The organism is Enterococcus columbae DSM 7374 = ATCC 51263 (genome assembly GCF_000406925.1).
GTDB lineage: Bacteria > Bacillota > Bacilli > Lactobacillales > Enterococcaceae > Enterococcus_E > Enterococcus_E columbae.
The window spans coordinates 1-12,068 of record NZ_KE136347.1; the positions used below are offsets into that span (position 1 = coordinate 1).

Here is a 12,068-nt window from a genome sequence, read left to right on the forward strand (position 1 = left end):
AATTGTTCATTGAAAACTGGATATTGAAGAGAAACATCAATTAATAAACCGAGAAAACACCGCGTTGAATGAGTTTAAGAAGTTCAATTGCTTTATTAAAAAGATCTGATCGCACAGATCGAAGGTTAAGTGAATAAGGGCGCACGGTGGATGCCTTGGCACTAGGAGCCGATGAAGGACGGGACTAACACCGATATGCTTCGGGGAGCTGTAAGTAAGCTTTGATCCGGAGATTTCCGAATGGGGGAACCCAATATCTTTAATAGGATATTACCTTTAAGTGAATCCATAGCTTAAAGGAGGTAGACGCAGAGAACTGAAACATCTAAGTACCTGCAGGAAGAGAAAGAAAAATCGATTCCCTGAGTAGCGGCGAGCGAAACGGGACCAGCCCAAACCAAGATGCTTGCATCTTGGGGTTGTAGGACTCCGATGTGGGAGCAAGCAAGATAGCCGAATGACTTGGAAAGGTCAGCTAAAGAGGGTGAAAGCCCCGTAGGTGAAATGTTGTAAGCCCCTAGGAGGATCCTGAGTACGGCGGAACACGAGGAATTCCGTCGGAATCCGGGAGGACCATCTCCCAAGGCTAAATACTCCCTAGTGACCGATAGTGAACCAGTACCGTGAGGGAAAGGTGAAAAGCACCCCGGGAGGGGAGTGAAATAGAACCTGAAACCGTGTGCCTACAACAAGTTAGAGCCCGTTAATGGGTGATAGCGTGCCTTTTGTAGAATGAACCGGCGAGTTACGATTGCATGCGAGGTTAAGTTGAAGAGACGGAGCCGTAGCGAAAGCGAGTCTGAATAGGGCGAGTGAGTATGTAGTCGTAGACCCGAAACCATGTGATCTACCCATGTCCAGGTTGAAGGTGCGGTAAAACGCACTGGAGGACCGAACCAGGACACGTTGAAAAGTGTTTGGATGAGGTGTGGGTAGCGGAGAAATTCCAAACGAACTTGGAGATAGCTGGTTCTCTCCGAAATAGCTTTAGGGCTAGCCTCGGAAGTGAGAATGATGGAGGTAGAGCACTGTTTGGACTAGGGGCCCATCTCGGGTTACCGAATTCAGATAAACTCCGAATGCCATTCATTTATATCCGGGAGTCAGACTGCGAGTGATAAGATCCGTAGTCGAAAGGGAAACAGCCCAGACCACCAGCTAAGGTCCCCAAATGTATGTTAAGTGGAAAAGGATGTGGGGTTGCACAGACAACTAGGATGTTGGCTTAGAAGCAGCCACCATTTAAAGAGTGCGTAATAGCTCACTAGTCGAGTGACCCTGCGCCGAAAATGTACCGGGGCTAAACATACTACCGAAGCTGTGGATTGCACTTAGGTGCAATGGTAGGAGAGCGTTCTAAGGGCGTTGAAGGTAGATCGTGAGGACTGCTGGAGCGCTTAGAAGTGAGAATGCCGGTATGAGTAGCGAAAGACAGGTGAGAATCCTGTCCACCGAATAACTAAGGTTTCCTGGGGAAGGCTCGTCCGCCCAGGGTTAGTCGGGACCTAAGCCGAGGCCGACAGGCGTAGGCGATGGACAACAGGTTGATATTCCTGTACTCGTTGTTTTTGTTTGAGCAATGGAGGGACGCAGGAGGCTAGGAAGAGCAAACAGTTGGAAAAGTTTGTCTAAGCAGTAAGTCTTGTGATGAGTCAAATGCTTGTCACTATAAGGATGAGCTGTGATGGGGAGGTTGATTAAGATCGACCGAGCTTCTGATGTCACACTGCCAAGAAAAGCTTCTAGTGAGAAAACAACGACCCGTACCGCAAACCGACACAGGTAGTTGAGGAGAGAATCCTAAGGTGAGCGAGAGAACTCTCGTTAAGGAACTCGGCAAAATGACCCCGTAACTTCGGGAGAAGGGGTGCTGCTCTATGAGCAGCCGCAGTGAATAGGCCCAAGCGACTGTTTATCAAAAACACAGGTCTCTGCAAAATCGTAAGATGAAGTATAGGGGCTGACGCCTGCCCGGTGCTGGAAGGTTAAGAGGAGTGCTTAGCGCAAGCGAAGGTACGAATTGAAGCCCCAGTAAACGGCGGCCGTAACTATAACGGTCCTAAGGTAGCGAAATTCCTTGTCGGGTAAGTTCCGACCCGCACGAAAGGCGTAACGATTTGGGCACTGTCTCAACGAGAGACTCGGTGAAATTTTAGTACCTGTGAAGATGCAGGTTACCCGCGACAGGACGGAAAGACCCCATGGAGCTTTACTGTAGTTTGATATTGAGTGTCTGTACCGCATGTACAGGATAGGTAGGAGCCGTAGAAGCCGGGACGCCAGTTTCGGCAGAGGCGCTGGTGGGATACTACCTTTGCGTTATGGCCACTCTAACCCGCACCACTGATCGTGGTGGGAGACAGTGTCAGATGGGCAGTTTGACTGGGGCGGTCGCCTCCTAAAAGGTAACGGAGGCGCCCAAAGGTTCCCTCAGAATGGTTGGAAATCATTCGAAGAGTGTAAAGGCAGAAGGGAGCTTGACTGCGAGAGCTACAACTCGAGCAGGGACGAAAGTCGGGCTTAGTGATCCGGTGGTTCCGCATGGAAGGGCCATCGCTCAACGGATAAAAGCTACCCTGGGGATAACAGGCTTATCTCCCCCAAGAGTCCACATCGACGGGGAGGTTTGGCACCTCGATGTCGGCTCGTCGCATCCTGGGGCTGTAGTCGGTCCCAAGGGTTGGGCTGTTCGCCCATTAAAGCGGCACGCGAGCTGGGTTCAGAACGTCGTGAGACAGTTCGGTCCCTATCCGTCGCGGGCGTTGGAAATTTGAGAGGAGCTGTCCTTAGTACGAGAGGACCGGGATGGACTTACCGCTGGTGTACCAGTTGTCTCGCCAGAGGCATCGCTGGGTAGCTATGTAGGGAAGGGATAAACGCTGAAAGCATCTAAGTGTGAAGCCCACCTCAAGATGAGATTTCCCATTTCTTTAAGAAAGTAAGATCCCTGAGAGATGATCAGGTAGATAGGTCAGAAGTGGAAGTATAGTGATATATGGAGCGGACTGATACTAATCGATCGAGGACTTAACCAAAAAAATCGGTAGATTGATAAACTTCAAATCCAGTTTTGAGTGAAGCAATTTACTCAATAAAAAGTGTGGTGGCGATAGCAAGAAGGATACACCTGTTCCCATGCCGAACACAGAAGTTAAGCTTCTTAGCGCCGATTGTAGTTGGGGGTTTCCCCCTGTGAGAGTAGGACGTCGCCACGCTTGATTCCGGCATAGCTCAGTTGGTAGTAGCGCATGACTGTTAATCATGATGTCGTAGGTTCGAGTCCTACTGCCGGAGTTATTAAACACTTATCATTCGATAGGTGTTTTTTTTATTGTTTGCTTTTTAGGCAGAAAGCTTGTTATACTAGTTATTGGAATTAATGTGAGAAATAATGAGCGGTTAAACCTTTGATTATATAGCTAAAAAGAAAAGAGGAACTATTTATGGTTGTGGATTCAACAAGGCTTTTTGCAGATAAAAAATATCTTTTATTTGATTTTGATGGAACGATTGTTGATTCGAGCCAAGGGATTTTTGCGGCCATTCAATATGCTTTGAAACAGCTTAATTTGCCAGCAGTAGATCAAAAAATCTTAAATACTTTCATTGGCCCACCATTACTAGATAGTTTTATACAGTTAGGTTTGTCAGCTGATCTTGCCAAACAAGCTGTAAGTTGTTACCGTAGCTTTTATGAAAAGGAGGCGATGTATCAACTGCAGATGTATCCTAAAATAAAAGAGAGCCTACAAATATTGTCTCAATCTTATCAGCTGTATATTGCTAGCTCTAAGCCGGAAGTTTTTGTTAAGCAGTTAGCTGAACATTTAGCCATTGCTCAGTATTTTACCGGTATTTTTGGTGCTGATTTATCAGGTGAACGCTCTAAAAAAGCTGATGTAATCAGCTATGCTTTAGCATCTGCGAATTTAAAGGCAAATGAAGGCGTAATGATAGGTGATCGTAGCCATGATTGCTCAGGAGCAAAAATTAATCAACTATCAGCTATCGGGGTATTGTATGGGTTTGGCAGTCAAAAAGAGCTTTTAGCAGCTGGTGCAGATTATCTATGCGCCTCACCTGAGGAATTGGTTTTGCTATTTAGGTGATTTTTTCGCTATTTAAAAATAATTTTTAGCTGATAAAGAAAGAATTGATAATGATATTTAAAGATATATATTTAATCATTCAATTTTTTTGAGAAAAGATAAAAAAATTTAAAAAAATGAATTGACAAATAGTAAGTTATCGGGTATTCTTATATTTGTGCTGATATGCCGCCTTAGCTCAGTTGGTAGAGCACCACCATGGTAAGGTGGGGGTCGCCGGTTCAAGCCCGGCAGGTGGCTTTCAAAAAAATTATTTTTTAAATGATTTTTTTGAAAAAAATACTTGCAAATTATTTGATAATCTGTTATATTTTAATCATCTCATTCCGGCATAGCTCAGTTGGTAGTAGCGCATGACTGTTAATCATGATGTCGTAGGTTCGAGTCCTACTGCCGGAGTGGATGAACACTTATCGTTTGATAGGTGTTCTTTTTTTAGTCTTTCTAACGACTTGTTTAGCCCATTTAAAAATTTGCATGGTAGTCGCTGTTTGAAAATGGCTGATTGAACATTTTTATGAAACGATGAGGTAAATTTTCTAAGTGGCTACTTGCCAAATGCGAATTATTTATTTCAAAAGGATGACGCAAGACAAAAAGAGATAAAATTGATATAATAACATGCGAATAAAAGGAGGAATTATTTTGGCTCAAATATATAGTATTATGCATCAAGTCGCTTATTATGAGTGCGATATTAATCAACAAATGACTTTACCTTCATTGATTCAGGTAATGATTAAAGCTTCTGAAGAGCAAAGTGATAGCTTGAATCGTGGCTCTGCTTTTGTTAATCACTTAGGTTTAGGCTGGGTTATTACCAATTATGAATTAACCATTCAACGCTTACCTCGTTTAGGTGAAACTATCCGTTTTTCAACAAAGGCCACAGCGTATAATAAATTTTTTTGTTACCGCGACTTTTATATAGAGGATGAACAAGGTAATCGCTTGGTGACAGTTGAATCGGTCTTTGTCTTGATGGATTTAGTGACACGCAAAATTAAAACAGTCGATGAGCAAGTGATTGCCCCGTTTGAAAGTGAAAAAATTAATCGGATTAAACGTTTCGAAAAAATCCCCGCATTAACCAATCCTACTAGCCAACCGTATCGTGTGCGCTTTTATGATTTGGATGGTAATCAACATGTCAATAATGCCATCTATTTCCACTGGATGTTAGATGTGTTAGATTATGAATTTTTAACAAAGTATCAGCCAACGCATGTGCAAATTCGCTTTGATAAAGAAATTGAATATGGCAATATTGTGGATAGTGCTTATCAGGTAATTTTTGATGCTGATGCACAGACGGCGCAAAGCATTCATCAGATGAAAGTTGCTGATCAATTGTGCTGTGAAGCTGTCTTTACTTGGCACGTAATGGACTAGGTTTCACTTTTTTACTTTGGCTACTTTTTTCTTTCCATAGACATCTTTTGTATTTTTCACATAACGTTTTTTTTGGTAAAATATGATTAGCAAAAGTCATAGTTATTGATAACTCCAAGTGTGAAAGGAGGGAATATCCTGCTAGATAAATGACAGGATAGCCAATGATGAAAATTAAAGCAGTTTTTTTTGATATTGATGGTACGCTGTTAAATGATCATGGATCGATTCTGCCTAGTACAAAGCGCGCAATTGCCTTGGCTAGAGCGCAAGGAATCTATTGTGGAATTGCTACAGGACGTGGTTTGCCGAATGTTAAGCAGGTTATTTCTTCTTTACCGATGGATATGTTTGTGACTTATAATGGTCAGTATGTGATTCATCATGACCATGTAATCTATGCGCATCCGTTTGATGTAACCACATTAAAGGAGATTGTCCAATATGCTCATGAACATAAGCGCCAAGCCTTATTTGGTAGTGGCGATAAGATGATGGGAAGTCTGACGATGCGAATCGGTCAATCGAAGCTCTTTAGTCACCTATTAAACCACTTACCTAAAGGAGAAGTGTTCCATTTTGGTTCTCAACTATTAAAAAAATTAAGTCCTAATCAAAAGGCACTACGCTATCAGCAGCTATCAATTTTACAAGAGCCAATTTATCAGTGTGTGATGCTTTGTTCTAATCGAGAGTTAGTAGAGATGCAGCAGTTTTTGCCTAATTGTGATTTTCAGCGTTCAAATCCTTATTCAGTGGATATTGTTCCTAAAGGAGGTTCAAAAATCAAAGGGATTAAGGAGTTTGCTGATTATTTAGGTATTGAGATGAGTGAAATCATGGCTTTTGGGGATCATTTAAATGATTTAGAGATGCTTGCTGGTGTTGGAATTGGCGTAGCGATGGGAAATGCGCAAGAGATTGTGAAGCAAAAAGCGGATTTTGTAACTTTAAGTAATAATCATGATGGAATTTATTATGCTATGAAGCAGTTTGAAGTAATTTAAAATTTTTGAAAGAAAGAGTTTGATAGATTTGCAACCTTATGAGATGGCAGCGACTTTTCATCAAATATTTGATGATCGTCAACCTAAGATACCTACCCCTTTTACTTTACAAGAAGCGATTTTTCGTCAGGGATTTAAGCTAGAGGAATTAATTGAACTCTTGCATGTGACTGCAGGCGATGATCAGCAGGCTTTTGATCAGGCATGCTTAGCAATGCATCAAGTGATTGAGCAAACAAAGGAAAAAATCTTAAAGAAAGCAGCGACGCAAAAAGTGTCTGTTCAAACAGCTAGTAAAGAAGTAAATGCAACCGATGATTTGACGATACTTACGCAACAGGTGGATGCTTTAGTTGATTTACTTTATTTTACCTATGGATCGTTTGTTTTATTAGGAGTTGATCCTAAGCCAATGCTAGAAATTGTTCATCAAGCGAATTTAGGTAAATTATTTCCAGATGGTAAGCCACATCATGATCCGGTCACCAATAAGGTCTTAAAACCAGCCGATTGGGCACAAAGATATGCACCTGAGCCTAAGATTTTGGCTGAACTAAAACGACAAATTGCCCTAGCACAAGAAAAGCAGCAAAGTGATCTCTTACAATAAATAGTAAAAAAAGACTAAATCAACGCAAGTTTAAAGTGTTGATTTAGTCTTTTGTTTAGTCAAAGAAGGTGTAGTAAAGGGTGCGAATGGCTGCTTTTTCATCTTTTTCTGGGATACTAAACATGATGCTTACCTCAGAAGAACCTTGATTAATCATAGCAAGATTAATCTTTTTACGGGCTAGCGCAGCTGCACTTTCAGCGGTAATCCCTACACGTTCACGCATCCCTTCACCAACGACGACAACCATTGCCAAGCCATGCTTAATTCGTAATTCATCCGGATCAATTTCATAGGCAATTTTTCTTAATAATTCTTCTTCTTTTTCCTCAGTTAGTTGATTGGAGCGAATAATGATGGAAATATCATCAATTCCAGATGGCATATGCTCATAATTAATATTAAAATCTTTTAGAATTTGTAAAACACGTAAAGTAAAGCCAACCTCACGATTCATGAGATATTTGCTGATATAAATCATGGTAAAGCCACGATCACAGGCAATTCCCACGACGGGTTTATCATTTTTTTGTTTTTCGTGAACAATGCGTGTACCTGGATGATTTGGGTTATTCGTATTTTTTATGACAACAGGAATTTTGGCCTTAAATGATGGAATCAAGGCTTCATCATGAAAGACAGAAAAACCAGCATAGGCCAATTCACGCATTTCGCGGTAGCTTAATTCTTCGACAAGTTCTGGTTCATGAATAATTCCAGGGTGAGCAGAATAAATTCCATCTACATCGGTAAAGTTTTCATATAAATCAGCATTGACACCGGCTGCGACAATTGCTCCAGTGATGTCTGAGCCACCTCTTGAAAAAGTGCAGATATTGCCTTCTTCTGTAATACCAAAGAAGCCTGGAATGACCAAAATTTCTGGATTTTTACGCCACTTTCTTATTTTTGGATAGGCTTGATTTAAAATACGCGCATTTTGTGGTTCATCTGTAACCAAGATTCCCAACTCTTGCGGACTAATATAGCGTGCGGATAAGCCTTGAGCTTTTAAAATCCCTGCGATTAATTTGGCATTATTATTTTCGCCACTAGCCAAAATCGTATCGTATAAATGAGGATTATCTTTAATCGGTAAGCTAGTCAAGCCTTGAATCGCTTGATGAATTTTTTCAAGTAAGGCACGATCTACTTGAAAGGCTGTACCAATTTCTTCATAGCGATGATAGATGGCATCAATCAAGCGATGAGGGTCTTTTTCAGCAACTAATTGTTCATAAAGTGAAATCAGTAAGTCTGTGACCTTAATGTCATCACTATGGCGTTTTCCTGGTGCCGAAACAACCACGAATCGACGTTCAGGATCGGCTTTGATAATATCAACAACTTTTTTGACCTGACCAGAAGAAGCAAGTGAGCTTCCTCCAAATTTTGCAACTTTCATTTGATTACTCCTTTACTTAAAGGGTTTGGATGAGCAATTGACCTTGTCAATAATTAAAAATTAAAGGTTTCTAAGAAAGTCTTTTTGAACTATTGACCTAGCCAGTACTTATCTTAGCTCTTTATCTTAATGTAATCTTAATATTATCACATAATTGATATTTTCAGAAAGAATTTTTCGAATTTTTTCAAATATAATAATTGTTATGAGTAGTTTTTACTAAGAAAAATTAAATTTATTTAAATTTCTTAACCGTCTAAGGAGACATGAAAAAGAGTCAAACGCAGAGCTAAGCGAGTGTTTCGGTTGATTTAGTTAAAATTTGCAAAAAAAAATTGAAAAAAATCGTTTATTTTCAGTCTTTTTAGTGATAGATTGTATACTTTGTGATATAATTCAATGCAGATGCCTTTTTGACCAGAAATATATTATATTTCGAAGTAGTATTCTTGTAGTATCACCTGTAAACCTAATACAAAATCTGTATTTTTTCGAAAACTGGAGGAATCATCAGTGGGTAGTAATCTAATCATTGGAATCGTCATTGCGATTATTTTGGCTGTGGCTATTGTTTACTTTGTAGGCTATTTTGTTAGAAAGAAAACGTTGGCTAGATTAGACGAAATTGAAAGACGTAGAGAAGAGTTGTTTGATTTACCGGTGATTGAAGAGGTCGACGAAGTGAAAAAAATGCACCTTGTTGGCCAAAGTCAGAATACTTTTAGAGAATGGAATCAAAAATGGACGGATATTTCAACGACAGCCTTTGCTGATCTTGAAAGTCAAATTTTAGAGGTTGAGTCTTTAAATGAGACATTTCGTTTTATGAAGGCAAAGACAGCGGTAGAAGATGCCGAAATTACTTTGCTTAATATGGAACAAGATGTTGCTGAGATTCGTAATGGTCTTAAAGAATTACGTGAGAGTGAGGAACGAAACTCTCTACAAGTTCAAAAAGCCTTGGATATGTATCAAGAGTTGAAAAAACGGATGCGTGAAGAATCTGATGCTTTTGGACCAGCCTATTCGGAATTACAAAAACAGTTAAAAAACATCGAGATCGAATTTACGCAATTTGTGACGTTAAATACTTCTGGTGACCCGGTTGAGGCACGTGAGGTTTTAGCAACTGCGGAAGATCACACCTATCATTTAGAAGATGTGATGGATCGTTTACCTGCTTTGTATGAAGAATTAAATAAGACTTTCCCAGATCAATTGAAGGAAATCGAAGAAGGGTACCAAAAATTGACAGAAGATCATTTTGTATTCCCTGAAGAAAACTTCTTAGCAGATATTCAACGCGTGCGCACACGAATTGAAAATTCTATGCGTGATTTAGCTAAAACTGAAGTGAATTTGGTTGAACCAGCGAACAGTGATACAGCGAATGATATTGATAATTTATACAGTATCATGGAACGCGAGATTGAAGCGAAGAAATATGTCTTGAAGAATCGTCAAATTATTGCAGATTATGTGGCACATGCTACGAAAAATAATCGTCAATTATTGATTGAAATCGATCATACGGCTCAAAGCTATACGTTAAATCATAACGAATTAGGTCGTGTAAGAGGATTTCAAACGGAAGTTGACGAATTAGTTCGTCGTAATACTAGCTACATGGAAGCAATGGAGGCCCATACGATTCCATATTCTGAGGTGCAAGAATTTTATAAGGATGCCTATAAGATTTTGGATGATATTCAAAATCAACAAGTCGAAATTGACGACTCCTTGCGTGAATTACGTCGTGGTGAAAAAGTAGCTCAAGAAAAAGTTGAAAACTTTGAGTTTCAATTGCGTAATTTGAAGCGTTTTGTTGAAAAGCAACGTTTACCTGGATTACCAAATGATTATCTTGAGTTTTTCTTCATGGTGACAGATCATGTTGAGGGCTTAAATAAGGCACTGAATAAAATCCGAATCAATATGGAAGACATCAATCGATACGTGGCAACTTGCCAAGAAGATTTAGAAAAGCTTGAGGCAGAAACCCATGAATTAGTCGATGCAGCAGCACTTACGGAACAAATGATGCAGTATGCTAATCGTTACCGTCATTCTCATCCAGATATCAGAGCTTCAATTGATCGAAGCTTAGATTTGTTTACGAATACTTATCAATATCAAGAGGCACTTGATGAGATTGGTACCGCATTAGAACGCGTTGAACCAGGTGCATTTAACCGTATTGAGAATTTTTACTTCAATCATCGTGAATTAGCTTAGTAATTGAAATTGAGCGACTCTTTGTATTTGTTTAGGCAAATGCAAGGAGCGCTTTTTCTTTTTGGTAGCTACGCCTTGAAACATTAGGCAAGAGTCGCTATAATGATTAGGGTTTAGAAGAATTATTTAAGAAATGAAAGGATTAGTTTCGTGATATATTTTGATAATAGTGCAACGACTGTCATTCATCCATTAGCTTTAGATGCGTATGTAAAGACTAGTCAGCGAATTTTTGGTAATCCATCAAGTTTACATCGACTTGGCGTTCAAGCCAATCGCCTACTACAACAAGCCCGTCAACAGATTGCAGATTTATTAGCGGTGCAATCTAGTGAGATTGTATTTACCAGTGGGGGTACTGAAGGAAATAACTGGATTATTAAAGGAACGGCTTATGAAAAGCAAGGATATGGCAAGCATATTATTCTGTCGGCTATTGAACATCCTTCAGTCAGCAATACGGTCGAACAGTTAAAAAGTCAAGGCTTTTCAGTCACTGTTCTACCAGTTGATCAAGCTGGTTTTGTTCAAGTAGAGGCTTTAAGACAGGCAATTTGTAAAGAAACCATTTTAGTTTCTGTAATGGCGGTAAATAATGAGATCGGTTCAATGCAGCCTATTCAAGCAATCAGCGAGGTTTTAGCTGATTATCCCAAAATTCATTTTCATGTGGATGCGGTTCAAGCCATTGGTCAGGTCCCAACTTCCGCTTGGTTGACTGATCGAGTGGATTTTGCGACTTTTTCTGCACATAAATTTCATGGTCCACGTGGGATTGGTTTTATTTATTGGAAGCAAGGTCGCAAGCTAGCTTCTTTATTAGCTGGTGGGGGTCAGGAAAACAATCAACGGAGTGGAACGGAAAACCTACCGGCAATTGTGGCGATGGCAAAAGCCTTACGTTTAAAATTTGACCAAGCACAAAGTAAGCAACAGCACGTTCAAGCTTTACGCTTGGCTCTAATGCAAGCCTTAAAAGATAATCCAGGGATTCAACTATTTTCTGGGGAAGAAAATTTTGCCCCGCATATTCTTTGTTTTGCTTTAGTTGGTATTCGTGGCGAGGTGTTGGTCCATGCACTAGAAGAAAAAGAAATTTTTATTTCAACGACTAGTGCTTGTTCGAGTCGTAAACATTTAGCTAGCAGTACCTTGCATGCGATGAAAGTACCCAATATTGAAGCGACAAGTGCGGTAAGAATTAGTCTAGATGAAAGTAATACGATGGCCGAGGTTGAACAATTTATGATTGTTTTTCGTCAGTTACAAGAAAAATTTGCTAAAATTCAGCCAAATGAATAAATGAGGAA

General features: G+C 40.1%; 7 protein-coding genes, 3 tRNA genes and 2 rRNA genes. 11 read left to right on the top strand and 1 reads right to left on the bottom strand.

Features of this window, described 5'->3' with window-relative positions:
* Positions 1 to 123: 123 nt before the first annotated feature.
* The 9 genes from RK02_RS00005 (at position 124) to RK02_RS00045 (ending at position 7,118) form a co-directional block, all read left to right on the top strand.
* Positions 124 to 3,035, top strand: a 23S ribosomal RNA gene (locus RK02_RS00005).
* 64 nt (positions 3,036 to 3,099) lie between these two features.
* A 5S ribosomal RNA gene (gene rrf / locus RK02_RS00010) occupies positions 3,100 to 3,215 on the top strand.
* Positions 3,216 to 3,220: 5 nt separating this feature from the next.
* Positions 3,221 to 3,294, top strand: a tRNA-Asn gene (locus tag RK02_RS00015).
* A 149-nt stretch (positions 3,295 to 3,443) separates the two neighbouring features.
* Positions 3,444 to 4,109 carry an HAD hydrolase-like protein gene (locus tag RK02_RS00020; protein ID WP_016182178.1) on the top strand — a complete coding sequence of 222 codons (666 nt, stop codon included), beginning with the start codon at positions 3,444 to 3,446 and terminating at the stop codon, positions 4,107 to 4,109.
* A 167-nt stretch (positions 4,110 to 4,276) separates the two neighbouring features.
* Positions 4,277 to 4,349 (top strand) — tRNA-Thr (locus RK02_RS00025).
* A gap of 85 nt (positions 4,350 to 4,434) precedes the next feature.
* A tRNA-Asn gene (locus tag RK02_RS00030) sits at positions 4,435 to 4,508 on the top strand.
* Positions 4,509 to 4,754: 246 nt separating this feature from the next.
* Positions 4,755 to 5,501 carry an acyl-[acyl-carrier-protein] thioesterase gene (locus RK02_RS00035; RefSeq protein ID WP_016182179.1) on the top strand — a complete coding sequence of 249 codons (747 nt, stop codon included), beginning with the start codon at positions 4,755 to 4,757 and terminating at the stop codon, positions 5,499 to 5,501.
* Positions 5,502 to 5,668: 167 nt separating this feature from the next.
* A complete protein-coding gene (locus RK02_RS00040; protein ID WP_016182180.1) occupies positions 5,669 to 6,508 on the top strand; it encodes a Cof-type HAD-IIB family hydrolase in 840 nt (279 codons plus the stop codon).
* A 28-nt stretch (positions 6,509 to 6,536) separates the two neighbouring features.
* On the top strand, positions 6,537 to 7,118 hold the full coding sequence (locus tag RK02_RS00045) for a pyrophosphohydrolase domain-containing protein (RefSeq protein ID WP_016182181.1): 582 nt from the start codon (positions 6,537 to 6,539) through the stop codon (positions 7,116 to 7,118).
* A 55-nt stretch (positions 7,119 to 7,173) separates the two neighbouring features.
* Here RK02_RS00045 and RK02_RS00050 read toward each other — a convergent pair whose 3' ends face one another.
* Positions 7,174 to 8,523 carry an aspartate kinase gene (locus RK02_RS00050; protein WP_016182182.1) on the bottom strand — a complete coding sequence of 450 codons (1,350 nt, stop codon included), beginning with the start codon at positions 8,521 to 8,523 and terminating at the stop codon, positions 7,174 to 7,176.
* A 513-nt stretch (positions 8,524 to 9,036) separates the two neighbouring features.
* Between RK02_RS00050 and RK02_RS00055 the strand changes: the two genes are divergently transcribed.
* Positions 9,037 to 10,758 carry a septation ring formation regulator EzrA gene (locus tag RK02_RS00055; RefSeq protein WP_016182183.1) on the top strand — a complete coding sequence of 574 codons (1,722 nt, stop codon included), beginning with the start codon at positions 9,037 to 9,039 and terminating at the stop codon, positions 10,756 to 10,758.
* 150 nt (positions 10,759 to 10,908) lie between these two features.
* Positions 10,909 to 12,060 carry a cysteine desulfurase family protein gene (locus RK02_RS00060; protein WP_016182184.1) on the top strand — a complete coding sequence of 384 codons (1,152 nt, stop codon included), beginning with the start codon at positions 10,909 to 10,911 and terminating at the stop codon, positions 12,058 to 12,060.
* Positions 12,061 to 12,068 lie beyond the last annotated feature (8 nt).